The following is a 20,284-nucleotide window of genomic DNA, read 5'->3' as shown; positions in this document are numbered from 1 at the left end:
AGGACGTGATCATGCGCACCCCACTCAAGCTGTCGGCCGCCGCCCTCGCCCTGGCCACCCTCACCGCCTGCGGCGGCTCCCCGGCCGGCGGTTCGGACGCCAAGGACGGCAGCATCAAGATCATGGTGGGCGGCCTCGACAAGGTCATCTACCTGCCCGCGAGACTCACCCAGCAGCTCGGCTACTTCAAGGCCGAAGGCCTGGACGTCACCCTGCTCACCGAACCGGCCGGCGTACAGGCGACCACCTCCCTCGTCTCCGGCGATGTGCAGGGCGTCGTCGGCTTCTACGACCACACCCTCGATCTTCAGGTCAAGGGCAAGCAGGTGGAGTCGGTGGTCCAGCTCGCCCACGCCCCCGGCGAGGTCGAGGTGGTGTCGAACAAGGCGGCGGGCGACCTCACGTCCCCCAAGGACTTCAAGGGCAAGAAGCTCGGCGTCACCGGCCTCGGCTCGTCCACCGACTTCCTGACGAAATACCTCGCGGTGAAGAACGGCGTACCGACCAATGAGTTCACGCCGGTGGCGGTCGGCGCGGGCCAGACCTTCATCTCCGCCCTCCAACAGGGCTCGATCCAGGGCGGAATGACGACCGACCCGACGGTCGCGCAGATCGTGAACAAGAAACTCGGCAAGGTGCTCATCGACATGCGCACCCCCGAAGGCTCCCGGCGGGCGCTCGGCGGCCCGTACCCCTCCTCCAGCCTCTACATGAACACCGACTGGGTGAACGGCCACAAGGAGACGGTCCAGAAGCTGGCCAACGCCTTTGTGAAGACCCTCAAGTGGATGTCCACCCACACCGCCGAGCAGATCGCCGCGAAGATGCCGTCCGACTACGCCCAGGGCGGCAAGCGGCTCTACGCCCAGGCGATCAAGGACACCCTGCCGATGTTCACCAAGGACGGCGTGATGCCGGCCGACGGCCCGGCCACCGTCGAACGCGTCCTCAAGGCCTTCAACCCCAACCTGAAGAACGCCTCGGTGGACTTGACGAAGACCTACACCACGGAGTTCGTCAAGAAGCAGGGCTGAGCGGGCCCGACCCGGGCTGACTCGGGCGGCGGACGGTGACGCATCGCGCGCCCGTCCGCCGTCCGCCGCCCGCCGACCGCCGTCTCCGCGCTCAGTGGCCGAGCGGTTCGACGGAGGGGGCCGCGAGCGGATCCGTGGGCAGGCCGAGAGCCATGCTGCCGACATGGATCAACCGGTCCCGGTACGGAGCCAGGAACGGCGCCGTCACGGGCGTCTCCATCATGCCGACCAGGCAGGACGCCAGCCCGAGATCGGTCGCGGCCAGGCTCATCGTCTGCATCAGGCACCCGGTGTCGCGGTAGATCAGGCTGAGCGCCATGCCCTCGTACTTCCAGCTGGTGCGTCCGGTGCAGGACGCGAGATAGAGCCCGGCCGGGGGCGGGGCGTCCATGAGCGCGAGATCGGTGACGGTTCGCTGCAGCAGGGCCGCAACGCCATCGGTCCAGGGGCAGAGCCGGTGCAGCGTGTGGTGGAACGGGTCGTAGTGGTAGGCCCCGGCCGCCAGCCCCGCCACCTCGCGGGCCAGCAGATAGACCTCGAGACTGTGCCGCCCGCCCCCGGAGGGCGCCGGGCGCTGGGTCTGCTCGTACGCGCGCGGCGGGAGGTGACCGCGTACCCGGACGGTGCGGTCCAGGAACGCACCGATGAGCGGCAGTGGCACCGGTGCCGGGGCGAAGGCGCGGACGCTGCGGCGCTCGGCCAGAACCTGGGCCAGCGGGCGGCTGGGGGCGTCGTGGCCGTCGGGAAGCGCGATGGCGTCCTCGGCCTCGGGGTGGTGCAAGCGGGCGGGCGGCGGTGTGCCGCGCCGGGCATGGGGAACGGGGCCCTTCCCGGCCTGTGCGTGCACGGCGAGTTCGTACGGCGTCCACCCGTCGCCGCCGGGCCCGTTCTCCGCTCCGCCGCCGTCATCCGCTCCGCCGCCGTCGTCCGGTGCGCCGCGCCGCACGATCCCGGCCGCGGCCAGCCGTTCCAGGATCTTGTGCACGTCGTCGGCGTGATCGGCCCCGTCCCAACGATCGTGCAGCTCATCGGCCGTCTGCGGACGGTCGAGCTGATGGAGGAGCCCCACGAGCGCGGGCTTGGCGGAGAATTTCCGCCACCGGCGGCAGTCCACGAGAACGGGGCCGCCGCCCTCTCCCCACTCCAGCAGCAGGTCGGGGTTGCGTCGGTAGAGGTCCGGATGGTCGTCCATGCCGTGGCCGCCGCCTCTCATCGGATCGGTGTGGTCAAAGAAAGGGTCCAAAGGAGGGAGCCAAAGGAAGAGACCGGAGGAAGGGGGTCAAAGGAAGGGGGTCAAAGGAAGGGCAGCGGAAGGGGGTTGAGATCGTCCTCGGTGAGCGGGGTGGCGCGCACGCCCATGTCGACCGGGGCCCGGAGAACGCGGGGGCCGCCGCGCCGGTGGAAGTCGCTGCGCAGGGTGAGCGGGCACAGGCCCGGAATCACGGTCCTGACCACCGAGACGCCGCATTCCGCCACGTCAATGGGGGTGATGTCGACGGTGACGGTCTCGTATCCGCGCGCGGCCAGCCGTCGTACCGCCTCCGCGACCTCGTCCTGGAGCGCGGCGGCCGGCCTGGTGGCAGGCATCGGGCGCAGCGGGCCGTCGTTCCAGAAGGCGAGGTGGTGCTGACGTTCGGGGGCGCAGTAATAGAGGCAGAACTCGCTGAGACTGCTCAACGCGGCGTCCTCCGCCGGGATTTCCTCCTTCTCGAGCCAGATCCCGGCGCCGGTGCGGCACAGACACGCCTCCTCCAGTGCGCCGAGGAGCGCGGCATGCGGGTCGAGGTCGGCGCGGGCGGCGTGGATGACGACGGGCCGCTCGGCGGTGCCCTCGGCGAAGCGGACGGCGACGGCCGGGATGCCCAGGTCGGTCGTCAGGTCCTTGCAGCTGACCGTCGCACCCTCGGCGGTGATGCGGTCGACGATCCGCCGGGCCGGGCCGTCCGGGAGGGCGGCGAGATCGAGGGTGGGCAGCGTGAGCCGGTTCTCCCAGAAGACGATCGTCGAGTCGCGCTCGACGATTTCCATCAGCCCGCCGAGCACGGCGTGGTGATAGCTGCCGCCGGCGGCCAGCCCGGTGGAGATCGGGTCGAACCACGGCTTGTGCGCACGCGGAAAGCGGTACGGCAGGTAGACCGCACAGGCCGGTACGTACCGAGTGCGGCCGGAGGTCAGCGACCGGCCCGCCACCCAGTCGATCTCCACCTCGGGATCGAAGGGGGAGTACCGGGTCTGCTCGGCGTACTCCTTCGTGGAGCCCAGCGGCAGTTCCCGGGGATCGACCGCGGCGTCCCCGAGATCGGCGTACGTGGCGCGCACCAACTGGCCCGCGTCGTACACCCCGGCCGCGTACCGCTCCATGGTCTCGCCCACCGCGCAGACCCGGGCCACGGTCGGATCGCTCTTGACCGCGCCCCCACGCGCCTCGGCCGCCACCGGGGAGAACCAGGTCGTCGTGGTCATCCCGGCGGTGCGCGCATAGGTGGTCCCGCCCGCACCGCTGTCGCCCTCGTCCACCCGCAGCTCCAACACCAGCCCGGTCAGCGGATCGACCGCGCCCCGCATGAGTTCCCAACTCGCCCGCGCATCGACCGTGCTCACCTCGGCGCGCTTGGGCGCGGTGGCGGCGTGCGCGCAGGCCGGGCAGTTGGGCGTGTGGAACAGGGTGTGGCGGGTGCGCTCCAGCGAGGCATGATCGATCTCGGTCAGGACCGAGGTCTCCGGACGGCGCCCCGGGCCGAGAACGGTGAGGACTTCGTGCGCGAGGACCCCCGCGGCGATGGCGGTGGTGGGCCATGCCTCGCTCTCGGCCGCGCCCAGCAGCATGTCCAGCGGCAGGTCGGCCACCGGCTGCCAGGTGTGGTTGGCGCGGAAACGCCGCACGAGACAGACCGGGCAGGCCGTACGGGGCGGGTCGAGGGTGGCGTGGAGCAGCCGCGTCGGCGTGCTCAGATACGTCACCAGGGGAGTGGCGCCCTCGAGCACGCTGCCCGTCCAGCGTTGGAGTTCGTCCTCCGGCAGCCCCAGCGGCAGTACGACAGCGTGCGCGACGGCAGCCTGCTCGCCGGCCACCACTTGGGTCCCCGCCCGGGTCAGCAGGGCCGCGATCTCGGTACGCAGCGGCCCTTCCCCGGCCACGGCAACCGTGAGCCCGCTCCGCTGGTGCCCCTCGCCGTAGAGCGGGTGCGGCCGCTGCCCGTCCCCGGGATGGACCAGATCGCGGGCGCGCAGCCCCTTGACCACGCGCTCCGGCACGGCGTCGAGCGCGACCAGCCCGTTCCCTCCCCTGTCGGTGGCCGGCAACCGGGCCGGGACACGAAGGGTGCCCGTACTCGCGCACACATAGAGATGCTCGCCGCGCGTGACGAGCCGTACGTCACGCCGGGGAGTCAGCGGAGCAGAGCGGGCGGTGGCCGACGGGTCCGGGCTGGTATCCAATTCATTCCGCCTTCGCAGAGCAGTGGCCGGTCGCAGAAATCATGCGAAAGAATCAATTCACAAAGGCCGTGCAGAAAGTCCGTTGAGAAAAGCCGTTCGGAAAAGCCGTACGCGAATGCTGTGCGCAAAGGTCGTGTACAAGGCCCCTACGCAAAGCCCGTTCGGAAGAATTCGATCAGACAACGACGGAAGTGCCTCCCGGCCAGGACGACCGAGCCGGGAGGCAACCGATGTCGCTACTCGGCCGGTTCGGCGTCGTACTCGGTGACAAAACAGAGACAGCTGTGACCCGCGAAAGCCGTTTCCGCCTCCGAAACCGACATCTCCTCGAACAGCTCTTCCTCTTCGAACATGGCGGTGCCCCTTCCTCTTCCATGAACTGTCGCTACCGACGTGCGCCGTTCACACCGAACTCCGGAACGGCGCCTTGGTCCATTTCGGGGGACACGGACATTCCGCGTCAAGGAATGCAGGGGGAATGGCCGGATCGATGATTAATCCTACGAATTCGCGTGCCGTGCCGGATGGCCTGAAGTGTATGGGGCGTGGGCTGCGGCCTATTCCGTTCGCCTGTGCGTGCGGCCGCCGACCCGCGCGCATTCCCTGTGCGCCCGGAGGGAGGAACTATCGGTGTTTCAGGTGCCCTTGTTTTGCCGTGTGTCCTGTGGGGTGTTCCTGCGCGTACCGGAACTTCCTTCTCCGCGGAGGGGGCCGGGTGAAATTCGGCCGCGCCGTGCCTCGTGTTTCTCGGGATTGCCGGGTGCTCGGTCAGCGGACCGGGCTCCTGGTGCGCGGCCGAAAAGTAGGTGGCCATCCGCGCGTGCGCGGCATCCGCCGTAGGCGCGATCGGCGAAATCTTTACCGGTCCGCATCCTCGCGGCCGGCGCCCCGGAAGCCGCTCTCCGCCAAGACGATCTTGCGTTTGACCGGCGGCAGGTGGTTCATGGCGCGCAGCGCCGTGCGCATGCCCATCCGGGCCAGTCCGCCGAGCGGAGCTTCCTTGTGCAGAACCGAGTTGCCGTCCATCTGCGCACGTGACGCGATGACCGCGTCCCAGGCGTACGACGTCATCGTGGTCTCGTACTCATGGACGGCATCGAGCAGCGGCTGAGTGCCTTGGTGGACGCCGATCAGCTTGCGGGCGAGCAGGCGCGCATCGCGCAGGGCGGTGTTGGCGCCCACCCCGCGGCCCGGCGTCATCGTATGGATGGCGTCGCCGATGAGCGTGACGTTACTGGTCTCCCACGGGTCGACGGGTTCGGCGGTACGGATCACCAGGGGGAAGCTGCTGCCCGGGTCGCCGAGCGCGAAGATCCGCCGGAAGTCGGGGTGCCACGAGGCCGTTTTGTCCAGCACCAATTGCTGGATTTCCGCTCCCCGCATCCGAGGGACGTCGTCCGGCAGCCACTTCTCGGACGCGGCGAAACCCCACATGATGTAGTCGCGGCTGTTGTCGTAGAGCATCCCCGGCCAGGCACAGAGGGCCTCGGCGTCGGTGCTGCCGACGCCCCGCTTCGGCCTGCCCGCTTCGTCCCACGGGAAGCGCATGACGTGCAGGATGCACAGGAAGCCTTTGGGCCCGTGCGCCATCGTGACGCCGTCGCGAACCCGCCGCGGCAGCAAGGCGGCGGTCTCGTCGGTGAGCGGGGTCTTGCCGGTGATCCCGATCAGCCCGGTGTCGACCAGTTTGGCGTGCGGCAGATATTGCCCGCGTACGCGCGAGTTCGCCCCGTCGGCGGCAACGAGAAGGTCTCCGGTGACCGAGTCGCCGTCCGCGAAATGCGCCGTGACCTTTCCGTCCGCACCTCGCTCGTAGCGCGTGAACTCCTTGTCGAAGCGGACGATGTCCTCGATGCCGGTGAGCAGCAGCTGTTGCAATGTCATACGGCTCACCGACTCGTCCCGGTCCTCCTCGGCCGGCTGGTCCCTTTCCTTCAGCAACTCCGGACCGGCAGAGAACAGAAACGTCTTCCGGTGCGTCATCTGGTAGCCGTAAAGGGGCCGTTGGGCACAGGTGCGAGAAAGGTGTGGTACGGCTCGGGAGGCAAATTGGAGCGCAGGGCGCGCTTGCCGTCGGCGTCGATCCCGACCCGGTAGCCCTGCAGTCCGTCGCGCCGGGTGCGGTCGCGCTCGTACACCGTGACACGGATACCGGCGCGTCTGAGGCCTTGTGCCAGACACAGACCACCGGTGCCGGCGCCGATAATGACGATATGTAAGGCTCTGGCGTGCATAGGGGTCTCCCTCTCCCGATAGCGAACTACTTCGCGGTGGTGGGCGGCGTGGCGGTCAAGGCGGCCAGCGACTCGTTGGACCACGCGATCTTTCCGGAGCGCAGGTCCTCGATGACCGACTCCACCCACGCCAGCTCGGCCGCGGTGGTCTCCCGCAGGCATTCCAGCTCCAGTGTGAACAGCCGGCCCCATTCGGCCGCCGCCGCGATCTGCGCCGCGAGCCTGGCCAGATCCGTGGCCAGCTTTTCCTGCCGATGCGCCAACTGGGCGGCGACGTCGTGGGGTTCGAGGAGCGGTACGAACGCCATCGCGGCGAGGAACTCCGGGTACTCGCGGGTCGGCGAGGCCAGCGCGTCGAGCATCCACTCCCGCCAGACCTTGCTGCCCTCGTCGGTGAGGGCGTACAGGGTCCGCTCGGGACGGTTGTCCTCGCGGCCGTTCTCGCGCACCTCGATCAGCCCGGAGCGGTGCAGCCAGTCGATGGTGCGGTACAGGCCGGCCCACTGGCCGACATGTGAAAGCGCCCGCGAAGCCGCCGATGAAACCGCCCACGAAGCCGTCGACGCAACCGCCCGCGAAGCTGCGCGCCCCGAACGCAGCGGCGCGGTGGGCTACCGGCAGGCGACTCCGTGCGGAGGGGGAGGGGCGGACCCTCAGATGCGCAGACTCAAGGCCGGATGCGTCCCGTTGAGGTAGTGATCGCCGATATCGCGAAGGCTGTGGGTGGGGGAGCCCTGCGCGGTCAGCACGCGGGCATTGCGCCAGAACCGGTCGAAACCCGGGCCGTCGGCGGGGGAATCGGCGCCGGCCGTGAGTTCCATGATGCGGGTGGTGACGAGCATGACGGATCTGCTGGTGACGGCCTCGGCCGCGGCGACGAGGACGGCGATATCGGCGCGCTCGTCCACCCCGAGGTCCTGTTCCAACAGGAGCCCCCTTGCCAGGGCTTCCGTAGCCGGTTCGACGACCGCTGCGGCGGTGTGGGCGGCGGCGACCAGTTCCCCGTACGCGAGGAGAAGATACGGATCCCTGCCCGGACGGTCCGCGTAGTCGCCGCCGTCCGGCCCCGTGGCCGGCCAGGTGCGCGGTGTGGCACGGCTGAAGTCCCGCGCCTCGGCCAGCGCTCCTTCGGCGATGCCCAGGGCGACGTGGACGAGGGCGAGCCGCAGCGCCAGGGGCGCGAGCGCGGCGAACGGCGAGAGGTCGTGCTCGTCGCGTGGGACGACGCCGAGAACGTGGTCGGGGCGCACCGGCACGCCGTCGAATCCGATGCTGCCGGCCCCCGTCAGGCGCTGTCCGAGGCGGTCGTGTTCCGGGACGGCCGTCACGGCAGGATGGGCCGGGTCCACCAGCACGATCAGGGATTCGCCGGTATCGGTGCGGAGCGCCCCGAGCGCCAGCCGATCGGCGACCGCCACCCCGGAGGCGAAAGCCTTGTGCCCGTTGAGGACGTACCCGCCCGGGGCCGGCGTGAGGGTCAGTTCGGGATCCGCCGCCGCCTCGGCCTCCGTCCCCGGGGTATCTGTGCTGCCGCCCCAGAGCCACTGCTCCTCGGCCGCCGGCGATTCGAGACCTTCGGCGCTCTCCGGAGTGCCGAAGAAGCGAGGGCTCCATGACAGGACGTAGTGACGGGCGAGCAGTTCGCCGATGGAGCTGTCGGCCGCCGAGATCTCCCGGATGACGGCGCAGGCGGTACGCCAGTCGCTCCCCCTGCCCAGCGGGCCGGGCGGCAGCAGCAGGGCCGGCAGGCCCGCCTCGCGCAGCCGCGCGATCTCGTCGAAGGGGGGCTTGCCCGCACGGTCACGGGTGAGCGCGTCGACGGCCAGGTCGTCCGCAAGCTCACGGGTGACGCGTGGCCATATCCCTTCCTCCGCGGAGTGGTCGGGCTCCGGGGAGGCGGGGCGGGTTGCGGACTTCTTTGGCATGGCGCCGGTCACCGTCCTGTCGGGTGGGTGTGCCGGTGAGCGTCGGCCGGAAGCGGCGTGGCGGGACGGTGGTACGGAACGGCGTTCTCACGGCCGCCGCCACCTCCGGTCGACTTCCCTAGTATTCCCACTGGATTAGTAGGGAATAAGAATGCTTCCGGACTCCGGACCGGGCAAGGGGTGTTCGAGGGGTGGACAGTTGAGGGTTGGAATCCGGACGGTGCGCAGGGGGCCGCGATGCGAACGGCGGTCGATTGCGCCTGCCGAGCTCCCCCTTGTAGCCCCTAAGGGTTCGTCCAGGAGGCGGGGTCCTCGGTCAGCGCGGACACCTGGCTGGGCAGCTCGGATGATGCGACATCGGCCAGGGACACGCCGTCGAGGATCTGGCGGACGTTGGCGCGCAGCGCCACCCACAGCGGCAGCAGTGACTCGGCGGGGCCGGTATAGGACAACTCCGGCGGGCGGACGCCGCGTACCGAGACCAACGGCCCGTCCACGACGCGGATGACATCCGCGATGCTGATGGCCTCCGCGGCCTTGGCCAGCCGGTAGCCACCGTTGCCGCCGCGCTGACTGAGGACGAGTCCGCCCCGGCGCATGTCGTTGAGGATGCCCTCGAGGAATTTATGCGGAATGTCCTGGGCGTCGGCGATGGCCTCCGCCTTGAGCGGCCCGGCGTCCCGGGCATCAGCGAGTTGCAGGGCGGCGCGCACCGCATAGTCCGCTCTGGCTGAAATCCGCATGGGGGCATTATCCCGCAGGGGAGAGGGCGAGGCTCTCCGGGCCGGGCCCGCCTTTCTCCGGCGCGATCCGTCCTGCCGCACCGCAGACCGCAACGCCTGCCGGCAGACCGCGACGCCGTACCACTCTTGACGCGGCTCGACGGTGGCTCGACACTCAGGGGCGGGAACCCTAGTGAACGGGTGGGAATTCATGGGGCAGGCAGCGCCGGACACCGACCGCGCGATCCGCGCGGCCCGGCCGCTTCCCCTGCTGACCTCGCGCCGGCACATCGATCTCCTGCGCGTCTGCAGCGCGGCGAGTTCCCTCCGCTGAGGCGCTACGCGGCGGCTCTGCCCCCGTCCCGGCCCCTGTCCCGCCGTCTCGCGGCGAAGCCTCCCCGAGCCAGGGCCTGCGCCGAGGGCGCCCCCATCCCGCCGCTCGCCCCAGGTCCCGCTGTACGGAGCCCCGCCTCGCACCTCAGCCGCACCCCGGCCCGTACCGCCGCCTCCCCAGCCCCTCCGCCCGCTTGCCCGCGAACCGGCCTCGGCCCCAGGGAGTCAGCATGACCGCGACACCTGCCATGACCTCCGCGTCCTCCTCATCGCCCGCATCCCCCACCGCGGTGCCCTCCCTCCGGGGCAGGATCGGCTGCGATGCGCGCAGCGGTCACTACGCCGCGCCCCACCGCTATCGCCTGCACCTCTCGCTGTCCTGTCCGCTCTGTCTGAGAATCGCCATCACCCACAGCCTGCTGAACCTCGGTGACACGCTCCCGGTGACCCTGCTGCCCGCCGTCCCCGACGGTCCGGGCGGTGAATTCTCCGCGCTGCGCCCGCTGTACGAGGCCAGCTCGCACCAGCACCCCGGACCGGCCTCGGCGCCGGCGCTCAGCGACGGATGGACGGGGCGGATCGTCAGCACGCACACCCCCGACATCCTGCGCGATCTGGCCGAGCGGTTCGGCGGCGCGGGACCCGTGCTGTATCCGGACCACGCCCAGAACGACATCGACGCGATCGGGCGACTCTGCGAGCGCGACATCAACGAAGCCGCGCAGAGCGCCGGCCGACTCGGTACCGACAGCACGGAGTACGGGACCGCGCTGGGCACCCTGCTCGATGCGCTGCGCTCGCTGGAAAGCGGACTGGCCGACCGGGAATACGTTCTCGGCGACGAACTCACCTCCGCCGACGTCCAGTTGTGGGTCACTCTCGTGCAGCTCGACACCGTCCACCGCTGGCATCTGGACGCCGCAGCGGTACACCGCATCGCCGACCACCGGCGGTTGTGGTCGTACGCCCGACGCCTGGCGGCCGACCCCGCCTTCGGTGCCCATCTCGATCTGGACGGCATCGCGCACCGTCATCATGCCCGCTGCCAGGGACAGGAGGCCGCCGGGGCGGCGGTGCAGATCGTGGACTGGACGGCGGCTCTCAGGTCCGGGCCTGTCACACCGGTCCACCACTGACCGGACGGGGGTCCGGCGGCAGGCGGCGAGCAGGCAGGCGGTGAGCAGGCGGCGGGCGCCGGTGACGGGGAAGGGGTGCGGGTACGGAGGGAAGGTTCCCGCCGTCACCTATCGGCGCGGACGAGCGCGATAAGCGCGCGTGAGGAGATAGGGGATCGCCAGGTGAGGGATCGGTGCGACCGCAGCCCACACCGGCCGAGCGATTCGTCGGTGAAAGCGCACGGAGGTGACCCATGGGACGGTCGAGTTGTCCACCGTCACGATGTTGCGAGCGGTGACCAGGCCGGAGCGGGGCTGGGAGTGGACAGCGCCTCCGACGCGTCATGCCCCACGGCGAGCGGCCACCGTGTCGAACATGACCCAGCCGTCCACCTCCGCAGTTGACGGGTCGTCCGGCTGCCAGCCCCCGGTCAGGGCCTCGTCGAGCAGGGCTCTGACGGTGCCCGGCTCGTTGAGGTTCAACCAACTGCCCTCCGTGCCAACGGCGCCGGCGTGAAGAATGCCATCGGGGACCAACCGGCCGGCGCCTTCTTGGAAGACGATCAGGAGTCGCCCGCGCGCCCCGAGGCGGCGGATGGAGAGGAATTCGCGGCAGTCCCGATACCGGCCCTGTTCTCCGTGGTGCCGATGTCCCACCGACCAGAGGTACGTCTCCTCGTCGGCCACGAGGCGCCGGGCCTTCTTGCTGCTGCGCACCATCCGTAGAGGGTAGCGCCGTCCTCGCGTCCGACCCCGGTTGCACAACGGCCGGGCAGTCTCATGAGCGTTCGACGGCGATCGGCGTCGGCGATGGACGCGAGCAGCGGTCACGACCCCGGCATCCCCGGGCGCCGGTCGGTGTCCCACCTGTGGAACGGCACGCACCCACGGTGACGACCGCCCGCCGAAGAGCGCCTTCTGTTCCGCCATGGCGGCGCCTGCTGCGCGGCTCGTTCCGCCACGCAGCAGCATCGCCCGGTTCCCCAGCGTCACCCTGAGCCCGTTCGGGATGCGTAGGTCAGAAGCGGGACCACTCTTGAAATATGGGAGAACGATCCCCAAGGCGTAGCCGGTCCGCGTCGTCGGTCACCCGACGGCGCGCAACATGCGTGGAATACGGCGTTGGGCCCGCGGCACGCCACGCCGCCGAACCGACAAAGAGCCTGTTCAGACGGCCGGATTGGTTTCGCGCATCGAGAGCGAAGGCGGACGCCGGGACGTTCCGGCGTGACCAGGAGCGGCCGCTCGACCGCTGCACGGCGCAGACCGGCCGTATCCCGATGATGAGGTGATGCACGTATGAATGACGGCACCAAGGTCCTGCTCGCCGCCGCCCTGGCCGGCGGCTACGTTCTGGGCCGTACGAAAAAGGGCCGGTTTGCCCTTAGCGCGGCTTCTTACCTCGCCGGGCGCGAATTCGGACTTCAACCGCGCCAGCTTGCGGCGGAAGGGATCCGCAGGCTCGCTGAGATACCTCAGGTCACGGAGTTGATCGAGCAGCTGCGTGGAGAAGTCCTGGACGCCGGCCGACAGGCTGTCGCGGCCGCCGCCAACCGTCAGTTGACGACGCTTGCCGACACGCTTCATGACCGTACTCTCCAGCTCGGGAGCGGCGGGGAAGCGTCAGACGAAGAGGGCGAAGAAGGCGAAGAGGGGGACGAGGGCGAAGAGTACGAGGAGGAAGAGGAAGAGGAAGAGCCGGAGGCGGAGTACGAAGAGGGCGAAGAGCCTGAGGAGGAGTACGAGCAGGAATACGAAGAGGAACCGGAAGAGGAACCGGAAGAGGAGCCGGAAGAGGAGCCGGAAGAGGAGGAGGAAGAGGAGGAAGAAGAAGGGGAAGAGGAGGAGCCGGAAGAGGAAGAAGAGCCGGAGGAAGAGGAGCCGGAAGAGGAAGAGGCCGAGGAAGAGCCGAGGAAGCGACCCCGTCGTCGTGCCTCGCGGGAATCGGCAAAGGCCGCTCCGGCAAGGCGGGCTGGTAAGAAGGCGGCAGCAAAGAAGTCCGCTCCCCGAGAGAAGGCCGCGAAGAAGTCGGCCCCTGCCAAGAAGACCGCGACCAAGAGGCCCTCGCCCAAGGAGCGGGCTCCCGCCAAGAAGGCAGGCGCCAAGAAGACGGCGGCGAAGAAGGCTCCGGCGAAGAAGGCCCCCGCGAAGAAGGCGGCCCCGGCCAAGAAGGCCCCGGCGAAGAAGGCCCCCGCGAAGAAGGCGGCCCCCGCCAAGAAGGCCCCGGCGAAGAAGGCCCCCGCCAAGAAGGCCCCCGCCAGGACGTCAACGGCGAAGAAGGCCACGGCGAAGAAGGCCCCCGCCAAGAAAGCCACGGCCAGGACGTCAACGGCCAAGAAGGCGCCGGCCAAGAAGGCCGCAGGCAAGAAAACCGCAGCCAAGAAGGCCCCAGGTAAGAAGACGGCCGCTCAGAAGAAGACGACGTCGTCCAAGAAGTCGGCAGCCTCGTCGAAGAGGACTGCCAAGAAGACATCATCGCGCGCCGAGCGCCGGAGGTAGCCGGTCATGGCTAAGACGGGACGGGAAAACGGTGCTGGAGACTCGGGCGCCGACCGACTGCGTGACGAGCTCGGGAACTACGTGAGTGCCTGGGTGGGGAATCTGGCCGAGAAGGCCGGTGACAAGCTGGTGGATGTGACGGACCAGCTCACCGATGTCGCCGACGGTGGGGGATCGTTGCCGAAAATCGGCGCCAAAATTCTCCAGGGCGACTCTCCGATCAAGGCTGCGCTCACCGGAAAGATGAAGGACGTCAAGGACAACGTCCTGGACAAGGCCAAGAACATTCTGGGTGGCGGGAAGGGAGGAAAGGCGGGAGATACGAAGGTCACCAACATCATCGAGGTCATCGATGTCGGTGTGCCGGTGCGTACCGCCTACGATCACTGGACGCAGTACGAGAAGTTCAGCAGCTTCACCAAGGGCGTGCGCAACGTATCGCAGAGCGACGAGTCGACCAGTGACTGGAAGGCCAAGGTCGGCCCGTCGACCAGGAGTTGGAAGGCGACGGTTCAGGAACAGGTGCCCGACGAGCGCATCGTCTGGACGTCGGAGGGCGCCAAGGGCACGACGCGCGGGGCCGTGAGTTTCCACGAATTGGCGCCCAGTCTCACCCGTATCGTTCTGGTCGTCGAGTACTACGCCTCCGGTTTCTTCGAGAAGACCGGGAATCTGTGGAGAGCTCAGGGGCGTCGACTCAGGCTGGACTTCAAACACTTCCAGCGCTATGTCACCCTCACCGAAGAAGAGCCGGACGGCTGGCGTGGGGAAATTCGTGACGGCGAGGTGGTACGGACCCACGAAGAGGCCATCGAGGACGAAGAGGCCGAGGGCGGCGACAGCGAGTACTACGACGAGGAAGACGAAGAAGACGAGGATGCTGACGCGGAAGGTGAGGAGGGAGACGGAGAGGACGAAGAGTGGGAAGAGGCCGACGAAGAGGCCGACGAAGAGGGCGAGGAAGACGCTGAGGACGAAGAGGAGGAATGAGGGCACCGGACGTGCCTACCGCGCACGATTCGCCCTGCACCTCACGGTCGAAATCGGCCGCATCAACATGTCCGGCGACGCCATGTGTTCACGCGTTGACCCGATGTGGCTCGACGGCCAGGGCAAGGGATGTCGGCCAGGGCCGTGCATGTCATGGCGAAACCCGCGGCGATGGCCGCGACGCCTCGCCACCGCGACTCGGTGCCACGAAGGGCTTACGACGAGGTACCGGGATCAGGGGTGCGCCCGCTTAGCCCGAGATGTCTCGCTATCTGCCGTATACCATGTAAGGGCGCCTCCCGAAGTTGGCGCGGGCAGCATGTCGTCTCCGATGCCGGAGAGAGAACATGGCCGCAGGTGAAGAGGACGGGACAGAGCCGCTCCGGCGACCGTCCAGCAAGAAGACCGTCAAGAAGACTGCCAAGAAGACCGCCGAGAGATCTCGCGTTGCCCGATCCGGCAGCAGCCGCAGCGAGAGCGGGCCGAAGCGGGTGGCCCGCCGCGTCTCGGCGCCGCGGGCCATGCGGTACGCGGCCGAGCAGCTCCAGGAGTTGTTGGGGCGAGCCCCCGAGTCCGTCTCTGCGGTGCAGCCGACTGCCGACGGCTGGCAGGCCGACGTGGAAGTCCTGGAGCTGGCACGCGTCCCCGAGACCACCAGCGTGATGGCGAGCTATCGGGTGACGCTGGACGAGGAGGGCGAACTGGTGGCGTACGAGCGCACCCGCCGCTACACCCGAGGGCAGATCGACCGACGCCCCTAAGGGCTCCGGGAAGACAGCCAAGGGCTCCGGGAAGACACCGAAGCACCGTTCGCTCGGCGAACGAGACGGCCGCCCCGCCGAGGCAGGGGCGAGCCGGTGAAAGGAGGCACCGTGACTGTGGTGCCGCAAGGCGGAGGAACCGTCTCCAGAGGCGGCGGGGCCGGCTCCGGAAATCTCTACGACATTCTCGATCTGATTCTGGACCGTGGCCTGGTCATCGACGTCTTTGTGCGGGTGTCGCTGGTGGGCATCGAGCTTCTCAAGATCGACGCCCGCATCGTCGTGGCGAGCGTCGACACCTACCTGCGCTTCGCCGAGGCCTGCAACCGCCTCGACCTGGAGTCGGGAGACAAGGCACCCGCGACGTTGCCCGACATCGTCGGCGAGGTCACCGAGGGCGGGGCCCAGGGCAAGACCAAGGGTGTCCTGCAGGGGGCCGCGGAGACGGTGACCGACGCTCTCAAGGGAGCACGCGGCGACGAAGGGGACGAGGAGGGGGACGAGGAGGAGCCCGCGGGTCGGCACAGGGAGCACGCGGAGAAGCGGGAGCGGCCGGCTCGTCGGCCGGCCCGGCGCCGGAAGGAATGAGCCATGGCCGTGTATGTCTACTCGGTCGTCGCGGCCGGCCACCCGCAGCGCCTGGACGGCGTAGACGGGGTAGGAGACCCGCCCGCCGCCCTTCGTACGGTGCGCAACGGGAAGCTGTCCGCGATCGTCAGCGATGCACCGGAGGGCCTGCGGCCCAAACGGCGGGATCTCGCCGCTCACCAGACCGTCCAGGAGCGGCTGATGGCCGATGGAACGGTCCTGCCGCTGCAGTTCGGCTTCGTCACCTCCGATGACGATGCCGTACAAGCGGTGCTGGAGGAGCGTGCGGAGCTGTTCACCGAGCGATTGCAGACGTTGGAGGGATGCGCCGAATACCACCTCAAGGCGGCCCAGCAGGAGGAGGCGCTGCTGCGCGAGATCCTGCGGGAGTCGGAGGAGGCGCGACGGCTCAACGAGGAGATCAGGAACGGCAGCCACAGCCCGGAGCTGCCGCTCGCCCTCGGTGAACTGGTCGCACAGGAAGTCGAGGTACGCAACGACCGGCGCGCCGCCGGAGTCGTCGACGCACTGCGCGCATTCGCCCGGGAGGAGCGCTTGTCGCAGGCCACCGGTGACGACTTCGTGAACGTGTCCTTCCTGGTGGACCGGGACGACGAAACCCGGTTCCTCGACGCGGAGCGGCGGCTCGCCGAAGGGCTGGGCGGGGGCTTCGACCTCCGGCTCCGCGGCCCGCTGCCCCCCTACAGCTTCGTCTGAGGAAGCCCGAGGAGTACGTCATGGGTCTGCTCACACAGATCGTCACCTTTCCGTTGGCGCCGGTACGCGGCGTGACCTGGGTCGTGGAGCGCGTTCTCGAGGCCGCGGAGAACGAGTACTACGACCCGGCTCCGGTCGAGCGGGAACTGGCCGAGCTCGAGCGGGCGCTCTTGGCGGGAGAGATCGACGAGGACACGTTCGACCGGCGCGAGGACGAACTGCTGGACCGGCTGGACGAGATCCGGGCCCATGCTCGGGGCACCGACACCTGAACGGCGACGCCGAGAAGACGGCGGAAGTGAGGTGAAAGGGCCGTGACCGAACCCGTCGCCCGGCGGATGGGCGACTATCCGTCCAGGGCCGCTGCGCCGTACGGCCAGGGCTCCTCCGCCAATCTCGCCGACATCCTCGAACGCGTCCTGGACAAGGGCATCGTCATTGCCGGCGACATCCAGATCAACCTCCTCGACATCGAACTGCTCACCATCAAGCTGCGGCTGCTGATTGCGTCGGTGGACAAGGCGAAGGAAATGGGAATCGACTGGTGGGAACGCGATCCCGCGCTGTCCTCCCGCGCCGACGGCCACCATTCGCTCGCCGAGGAGAACAAACGGCTACGCGCCGAGATCGCCGCCCTGCGCGAACGCAGCGAGGGCGAACTGCCGTCGGCCGAGGACGAGGACGAGGCCGAGGACGAGGCCGAGGAGAGCCGCCCGGCCGACACCCGCCGCACCGCACGTACGGCACGCACCTCACGCGGCGAACGGGCGGCGCCGAGTCCCCGCGGCAAGAGGCGGGACGAGCGATGACCGCCTCCCTCATCTACGTGTACGGCGTGGCGCGGGACGCCGACGGAGCGCCGGCCGAGGCGCTGGCCGGGCTTCGGGGCGTGGCGGACGCGCCGGTGCACCTGGTGCGCGCGGGAGACGACGACGAAGTGGTGGCCGCCGTGAGCCCGGTGCCCGCGCAGGACTTCCAGGAGGCCGCGCTGACAGCGCACCTGGAAGACCTGGACTGGCTGGAGTCGGTCGCCCGCGCGCATCACCGCGTGATCGAGGCGCTGGCCGCCCGCACCACCGTACTTCCGCTCCGGCTGGCGACGGTCTACCTGGACGACGACCGGATACGGGACATGCTCGAGGCCCGCCGGGAGGCGTTCGCCGAGCGCCTGACCGACCTGGCCGGGCACGAGGAGTGGGGCGTCAAGATCTCCGTCGAAGCGCCCCCGGCTGCGCGGCACCCGCCCGAGCCGTCCGCGAAACCGGACCCCGCCGCGGCCTCTGCCGCGGACCCGGAGCTGAGCCCCGGCCGGGCCTACCTCAGCCGGCGCAGGGCGCAGCGGCATGCCCGCGACGAGGCCCACCGGGACGCCGAACGGGCCGCCGAGCGCGTCGAGGCCGCCGCGCGCGCCCACGCGGTCGACCGGGTCCGGCACCGGCCGCAGCAAGGCGAACTCGCCCGCGGGCCCGGGGAGAACGTCATCAACGACGCCTACCTCGTACCGCTGCGGCACGCGGAGAGCTTCCGCACCGACGTCATGCGGGCCGCGGACGGGCTGTCCGGCGTATGCGTCGAGGTCACCGGGCCCTGGGCCCCGTACTCGTTCTCCGCGGACGGGCGGACCGAGCCGTCGAAGCGGGCCGCGCCGTGAGCGCGGCGGACCGACTGCCGACGGGGGAGCGGCCGCTGCCGGACCGGCAGATAGCCCTGATCGATCTGCTCGACCGACTGCTCGCCGGGGGCGTGGTCGTCACCGGCGATGTCGTCCTTTCCATCGCCGACATCGATCTCGTACGCATCTCCCTGCGCGCGCTCATCGCCTCCATCAGCGAACAGACCCCCGCGCCGTGGCCCGACCCTGTCACCCCGGCGACGGGACGGCCCGGACCATGACCACCGACGGCAACCGCCCGGTCACCCGCTTCCATGATGTCGCCGACGCAGCGGCCCGCGCCTATCGCCGATTGCCCGCGTCGGCGCAGGACGCCGCCCCTCCGGCTCGCGCGGAAGCGCGCACCGCTGCGCAGAGAATCAACACCGACCCCGACACCGTGGAGAGGGACCTGTTCAAACTCGTCCTCACCCTCGTCGAGCTGGTCCGCCAGCTCATGGAACGCCAGGCCCTGCACCGGGTCGATGCCGGAGACCTCACCGAGGAGCAGGAGGAACGCCTGGGCGCCACGCTCATGATCCTTCACGACCGCATGATCGAACTCTGCGCCCGGTACGACCTTTCGCTCCAGGACCTCAATCTGGATCTCGGCCCGCTGGGGACGCTGCTGCCGCCGTCCGACTGAGCGATTTCGCGTGAAGTGCGATAATTCAACAGGGAATGGGTGGTCCAGGAGCTGCGCCCGGAACACCGGCCGAAACGCATCCCGTCGGCTCGGCCGAGTCGCTGAAGGAGCACGACATGGGTATCGGGAAGAAGGCCAGGAACATCGGCGAGATCACCGAGGGAAAAACCAAGGAAACCACGGGGAAGGTCTTCGGTGACAACAGCCTGGAGATGAAGGGCAAGGCCGAAAAGATCAAGGGCAAGGTGAAGCACGTAGTGGAACGGGCCCGGGACACCCTCAAGCACTGACCGCCCCGCCCCGGCTGACCGTCGGCATCGCCCCACTAGTCCGTACCGACGCCGCGCGATGCCGCCCTGCCGCCGCGTACAGAGGCAACAGCGGCCCAACGGGGCGGCCGCCCGGACAACCCCCGGACGGCCGCCCCGTTTCGCCGCACCGGTGCCACGGCGGGCTCACGAGCGCCTTCGCCGGGCCGAGGGATCGCGCTGGGTGGCGACGGTCTTCTGCACCTTGCGCAGGAAGCGCTGCCCCGTTTCCCCCTCCGGGTCCGTGAAGGCCTCCCGCGCCGCGACCGTCTCCGCATTCAGCCCGACCGAAGAACAACTGCCCCAGGAGAACGGCCCGTTCGTCGACCCTGAGCGGCCCCCGGTGCCGGGTCGCCGGTGTCCCATACCTAGTATCTCGCTCGACGAGACACGTGTTCGGCGACAGTGCTGCCCTGGGGGACTCCGGTGACCGACGACCTGACGCGCTTCCTCGCGGCCTACGACGCCGTCCTCGCCCGCTGGCCCGTGCCCGTCGACCGGATGGACCTCCTGTCGGTGTACGGGACGACCAGGGTCACCGCGTGCGGCCCCGAAAACGGGGAACCGTTGGTGCTGCTGCACGGCGGCGGCGCCACCTCCATGGTCTGGTACGCCAACGTCGCCGACCTGGCCCGTACCCGGCGCGTCTACGCCATCGACCGGATCGGCGAGGCGGGACGCAGCCTGCGCGGTGACCGCCCGATACGGTCCGTCGACGAACTGCTCGACTGGCTGGACGGCGTGCTCGACGGCCTGGGCCTGGGGCGCACCGATCTGTGCGGACACTCGTACGGCGGCTGGATCGCCCTGACCTACGCGCTCCGCGCACCACAGCGCGTGCGTCGGCTCGTCCTCCTCGACGCCACCAACTGCTTCGCCGGCTTCCGGTTCGGGTACCTGCTGCGCGCCCTTCCCCTGCTCCTCCGGCCCACGGCGGAGCGGGCCCTCGCCTTCCTCGCCTGGGAGACCGGCGACGCCGAGGCCGACCCCGCCTGGCGGGAACTGCACGGTCTCGCCGCCGAGTTCCCGCAGGCCAGGATCATCGGGGGCCGGCGCCCGCGGCCCGGGCAGCTGCGCGGTTCGACCGTGCCCACCCTGGTCCTGCTCGCCGGGGACAGCCGGGCGCATGACAGCCGACGCGTCGAAGCGGCCGCGCGCCGGCACCTGCCACACGCCGAGACCGCCGTACTCCCCGGCCTCTCACACCACGGCATCCCCTTCGACCACGCCGCCGCACTCGACCGCACGATCCTGGAGTTCCTGGAGAAGCCGTGACGCGCGCGATGGTGCGCCCCTCGCGTGCCCGCTCCGGCCCGCCCGTCC

Annotated in this window: 25 protein-coding genes; 15 read left to right on the top strand and 10 right to left on the bottom strand. The window is 69.6% G+C overall.

From position 1 onward, the window contains the following. The first annotated feature begins 11 nt into the window (after nt 1–11). Nucleotides 12–1,034, top strand: coding sequence for an ABC transporter substrate-binding protein (locus tag ACIGWZ_RS16815; protein ID WP_400065163.1), 1,023 nt, complete (start codon nt 12–14; stop codon nt 1,032–1,034). 91 nt (nt 1,035–1,125) lie between these two features. Here the strand turns inward: ACIGWZ_RS16815 and ACIGWZ_RS16810 are convergent, their stop codons facing one another. The 8 genes from ACIGWZ_RS16810 to ACIGWZ_RS16775 all read right to left on the bottom strand — a co-directional run bounded on the left by ACIGWZ_RS16810 (nt 1,126) and on the right by ACIGWZ_RS16775 (nt 9,374). Then, a complete protein-coding gene (locus ACIGWZ_RS16810; RefSeq protein ID WP_400065161.1) occupies nt 1,126–2,226 on the bottom strand; it encodes a SagB family peptide dehydrogenase in 1,101 nt (366 codons plus the stop codon). Between the two features lie 101 nt (nt 2,227–2,327). Further along, nucleotides 2,328–4,472, bottom strand: a complete 2,145-nt coding sequence (locus ACIGWZ_RS16805; protein ID WP_400065159.1) for a YcaO-like family protein — start codon at nt 4,470–4,472, stop codon at nt 2,328–2,330. A gap of 236 nt (nt 4,473–4,708) precedes the next feature. Beyond that, nucleotides 4,709–4,825, bottom strand: a complete 117-nt coding sequence (locus ACIGWZ_RS16800) for an azolemycin family RiPP peptide (RefSeq protein ID WP_400065157.1) — start codon at nt 4,823–4,825, stop codon at nt 4,709–4,711. Between the two features lie 505 nt (nt 4,826–5,330). Further along, nucleotides 5,331–6,455: an FAD-dependent oxidoreductase gene (locus ACIGWZ_RS16795; protein WP_400065155.1), complete on the bottom strand. Its 1,125-nt coding sequence runs from the start codon at nt 6,453–6,455 to the stop codon at nt 5,331–5,333. Beyond that, nucleotides 6,452–6,706, bottom strand: a complete 255-nt coding sequence (locus tag ACIGWZ_RS16790; RefSeq protein ID WP_400065153.1) for an FAD-dependent oxidoreductase — start codon at nt 6,704–6,706, stop codon at nt 6,452–6,454. Before ACIGWZ_RS16790 ends, ACIGWZ_RS16795 begins: the two co-directional genes overlap by 4 nt. Before the next feature lie 26 nt (nt 6,707–6,732). Further along, entirely contained in the window at nt 6,733–7,155 is a 423-nt protein-coding gene (locus ACIGWZ_RS16785; protein ID WP_400065151.1) for a hypothetical protein, read from the bottom strand. 204 nt (nt 7,156–7,359) lie between these two features. Beyond that, the gene (locus tag ACIGWZ_RS16780; protein WP_400065149.1) at nt 7,360–8,631 is read right to left on the bottom strand and encodes an acyl-CoA dehydrogenase family protein; all 1,272 of its coding nucleotides are present in this window, start codon (nt 8,629–8,631) and stop codon (nt 7,360–7,362) included. A gap of 284 nt (nt 8,632–8,915) precedes the next feature. Then, nucleotides 8,916–9,374, bottom strand: a complete 459-nt coding sequence (locus ACIGWZ_RS16775) for an RrF2 family transcriptional regulator (protein WP_400065148.1) — start codon at nt 9,372–9,374, stop codon at nt 8,916–8,918. 190 nt (nt 9,375–9,564) lie between these two features. Here ACIGWZ_RS16775 and ACIGWZ_RS16770 point away from each other — a divergent pair, with 190 nt between their 5' ends. Both ACIGWZ_RS16770 and ACIGWZ_RS16765 read left to right on the top strand, forming a co-directional pair. Then, nucleotides 9,565–9,687, top strand: a complete 123-nt coding sequence (locus tag ACIGWZ_RS16770) for a putative leader peptide (RefSeq protein WP_400065146.1) — start codon at nt 9,565–9,567, stop codon at nt 9,685–9,687. 247 nt (nt 9,688–9,934) lie between these two features. Beyond that, nucleotides 9,935–10,822: a glutathione S-transferase C-terminal domain-containing protein gene (locus ACIGWZ_RS16765; RefSeq protein ID WP_400065417.1), complete on the top strand. Its 888-nt coding sequence runs from the start codon at nt 9,935–9,937 to the stop codon at nt 10,820–10,822. A gap of 321 nt (nt 10,823–11,143) precedes the next feature. Here ACIGWZ_RS16765 and ACIGWZ_RS16760 read toward each other — a convergent pair whose 3' ends face one another. Then, nucleotides 11,144–11,521 carry a hypothetical protein gene (locus tag ACIGWZ_RS16760; protein WP_400065144.1) on the bottom strand — a complete coding sequence of 126 codons (378 nt, stop codon included), beginning with the start codon at nt 11,519–11,521 and terminating at the stop codon, nt 11,144–11,146. Nucleotides 11,522–12,100: 579 nt separating this feature from the next. Between ACIGWZ_RS16760 and ACIGWZ_RS16755 the strand changes: the two genes are divergently transcribed. From ACIGWZ_RS16755 to ACIGWZ_RS16705, 11 genes are all read left to right on the top strand, one after another. Next, nucleotides 12,101–13,300 carry a histone H1-like repetitive region-containing protein gene (locus ACIGWZ_RS16755; protein ID WP_400065142.1) on the top strand — a complete coding sequence of 400 codons (1,200 nt, stop codon included), beginning with the start codon at nt 12,101–12,103 and terminating at the stop codon, nt 13,298–13,300. 6 nt (nt 13,301–13,306) lie between these two features. Beyond that, nucleotides 13,307–14,290 carry an SRPBCC family protein gene (locus ACIGWZ_RS16750; RefSeq protein ID WP_400065140.1) on the top strand — a complete coding sequence of 328 codons (984 nt, stop codon included), beginning with the start codon at nt 13,307–13,309 and terminating at the stop codon, nt 14,288–14,290. A 347-nt stretch (nt 14,291–14,637) separates the two neighbouring features. Further along, a complete protein-coding gene (locus tag ACIGWZ_RS16745) occupies nt 14,638–15,051 on the top strand; it encodes a gas vesicle protein (protein ID WP_400065138.1) in 414 nt (137 codons plus the stop codon). Between the two features lie 111 nt (nt 15,052–15,162). After that, complete coding sequence (locus tag ACIGWZ_RS16740; protein WP_400065136.1) at nt 15,163–15,639, top strand: gas vesicle structural protein GvpA; 477 nt, start codon at nt 15,163–15,165, stop codon at nt 15,637–15,639. A 3-nt stretch (nt 15,640–15,642) separates the two neighbouring features. Then, the gene (locus ACIGWZ_RS16735; RefSeq protein WP_400065134.1) at nt 15,643–16,356 is read left to right on the top strand and encodes a GvpL/GvpF family gas vesicle protein; all 714 of its coding nucleotides are present in this window, start codon (nt 15,643–15,645) and stop codon (nt 16,354–16,356) included. 20 nt (nt 16,357–16,376) lie between these two features. Beyond that, nucleotides 16,377–16,628: a gas vesicle protein GvpG gene (locus ACIGWZ_RS16730; RefSeq protein WP_400065132.1), complete on the top strand. Its 252-nt coding sequence runs from the start codon at nt 16,377–16,379 to the stop codon at nt 16,626–16,628. 66 nt (nt 16,629–16,694) lie between these two features. Further along, on the top strand, nt 16,695–17,165 hold the full coding sequence (locus ACIGWZ_RS16725) for a gas vesicle protein (RefSeq protein ID WP_400065415.1): 471 nt from the start codon (nt 16,695–16,697) through the stop codon (nt 17,163–17,165). Further along, the gene (locus tag ACIGWZ_RS16720) at nt 17,162–18,007 is read left to right on the top strand and encodes a GvpL/GvpF family gas vesicle protein (protein ID WP_400065131.1); all 846 of its coding nucleotides are present in this window, start codon (nt 17,162–17,164) and stop codon (nt 18,005–18,007) included. Before ACIGWZ_RS16725 ends, ACIGWZ_RS16720 begins: the two co-directional genes overlap by 4 nt. Beyond that, nucleotides 18,004–18,249: a gas vesicle protein GvpJ gene (gvpJ, locus tag ACIGWZ_RS16715; RefSeq protein ID WP_400065129.1), complete on the top strand. Its 246-nt coding sequence runs from the start codon at nt 18,004–18,006 to the stop codon at nt 18,247–18,249. The genes ACIGWZ_RS16720 and gvpJ overlap by 4 nt, the downstream gene beginning before the upstream one ends. Continuing rightward, nucleotides 18,246–18,653, top strand: coding sequence for a gas vesicle protein K (locus tag ACIGWZ_RS16710; protein ID WP_400065127.1), 408 nt, complete (start codon nt 18,246–18,248; stop codon nt 18,651–18,653). Before gvpJ ends, ACIGWZ_RS16710 begins: the two co-directional genes overlap by 4 nt. Nucleotides 18,654–18,769: 116 nt before the next feature. Further along, entirely contained in the window at nt 18,770–18,943 is a 174-nt protein-coding gene (locus tag ACIGWZ_RS16705) for a CsbD family protein (RefSeq protein WP_400065126.1), read from the top strand. A gap of 165 nt (nt 18,944–19,108) precedes the next feature. On the opposite strand, the gene ACIGWZ_RS16700 is transcribed toward ACIGWZ_RS16705, so the two are convergent. After that, on the bottom strand, nt 19,109–19,327 hold the full coding sequence (locus ACIGWZ_RS16700) for a hypothetical protein (RefSeq protein WP_400065124.1): 219 nt from the start codon (nt 19,325–19,327) through the stop codon (nt 19,109–19,111). Between the two features lie 60 nt (nt 19,328–19,387). Here ACIGWZ_RS16700 and ACIGWZ_RS16695 point away from each other — a divergent pair, with 60 nt between their 5' ends. After that, nucleotides 19,388–20,236, top strand: coding sequence for an alpha/beta fold hydrolase (locus tag ACIGWZ_RS16695; protein ID WP_400065122.1), 849 nt, complete (start codon nt 19,388–19,390; stop codon nt 20,234–20,236). Nucleotides 20,237–20,284: the final 48 nt, after the last annotated feature.

Origin of the sequence: Streptomyces sp. NPDC053427 (genome assembly GCF_044544985.1) — a bacterium.
Lineage (GTDB): Bacteria > Actinomycetota > Actinomycetes > Streptomycetales > Streptomycetaceae > Streptomyces.
Note: the sequence above shows the minus strand (reverse complement) of the source record. Positions and strands in the feature narration are given on the sequence as shown.

Bases quoted from the DNA above. Each gene is read 5' to 3' on its own strand.
- ACIGWZ_RS16790 (WP_400065153.1), bottom strand. From the start codon at position 6,706: ATGCACGCCAGAGCCTTACATATCGTCATTATCGGCGCCGGCACCGGT.
- ACIGWZ_RS16810 (WP_400065161.1), bottom strand. From the start codon at position 2,226: ATGGACGACCATCCGGACCTCTACCGACGCAACCCCGACCTGCTGCTG.
- ACIGWZ_RS16745 (WP_400065138.1), top strand. From the start codon at position 14,638: ATGGCCGCAGGTGAAGAGGACGGGACAGAGCCGCTCCGGCGACCGTCC.
- ACIGWZ_RS16730 (WP_400065132.1), top strand. From the start codon at position 16,377: ATGGGTCTGCTCACACAGATCGTCACCTTTCCGTTGGCGCCGGTACGC.
- ACIGWZ_RS16700 (WP_400065124.1), bottom strand. From the start codon at position 19,327: ATGGGACACCGGCGACCCGGCACCGGGGGCCGCTCAGGGTCGACGAAC.
- ACIGWZ_RS16720 (WP_400065131.1), top strand. From the start codon at position 17,162: ATGACCGCCTCCCTCATCTACGTGTACGGCGTGGCGCGGGACGCCGAC.
- ACIGWZ_RS16760 (WP_400065144.1), bottom strand. From the start codon at position 11,521: ATGGTGCGCAGCAGCAAGAAGGCCCGGCGCCTCGTGGCCGACGAGGAG.
- ACIGWZ_RS16725 (WP_400065415.1), top strand. From the start codon at position 16,695: ATGGGCGACTATCCGTCCAGGGCCGCTGCGCCGTACGGCCAGGGCTCC.
- ACIGWZ_RS16735 (WP_400065134.1), top strand. From the start codon at position 15,643: ATGGCCGTGTATGTCTACTCGGTCGTCGCGGCCGGCCACCCGCAGCGC.
- ACIGWZ_RS16780 (WP_400065149.1), bottom strand. From the start codon at position 8,631: ATGCCAAAGAAGTCCGCAACCCGCCCCGCCTCCCCGGAGCCCGACCAC.
- ACIGWZ_RS16765 (WP_400065417.1), top strand. From the start codon at position 9,935: ATGACCTCCGCGTCCTCCTCATCGCCCGCATCCCCCACCGCGGTGCCC.
- ACIGWZ_RS16815 (WP_400065163.1), top strand. From the start codon at position 12: ATGCGCACCCCACTCAAGCTGTCGGCCGCCGCCCTCGCCCTGGCCACC.
- ACIGWZ_RS16750 (WP_400065140.1), top strand. From the start codon at position 13,307: ATGGCTAAGACGGGACGGGAAAACGGTGCTGGAGACTCGGGCGCCGAC.
- ACIGWZ_RS16775 (WP_400065148.1), bottom strand. From the start codon at position 9,374: ATGCGGATTTCAGCCAGAGCGGACTATGCGGTGCGCGCCGCCCTGCAA.
- ACIGWZ_RS16710 (WP_400065127.1), top strand. From the start codon at position 18,246: ATGACCACCGACGGCAACCGCCCGGTCACCCGCTTCCATGATGTCGCC.
- ACIGWZ_RS16705 (WP_400065126.1), top strand. From the start codon at position 18,770: ATGGGTATCGGGAAGAAGGCCAGGAACATCGGCGAGATCACCGAGGGA.
- ACIGWZ_RS16795 (WP_400065155.1), bottom strand. From the start codon at position 6,455: ATGACGCACCGGAAGACGTTTCTGTTCTCTGCCGGTCCGGAGTTGCTG.
- ACIGWZ_RS16800 (WP_400065157.1), bottom strand. From the start codon at position 4,825: ATGTTCGAAGAGGAAGAGCTGTTCGAGGAGATGTCGGTTTCGGAGGCG.
- ACIGWZ_RS16755 (WP_400065142.1), top strand. From the start codon at position 12,101: ATGAATGACGGCACCAAGGTCCTGCTCGCCGCCGCCCTGGCCGGCGGC.
- ACIGWZ_RS16770 (WP_400065146.1), top strand. From the start codon at position 9,565: ATGGGGCAGGCAGCGCCGGACACCGACCGCGCGATCCGCGCGGCCCGG.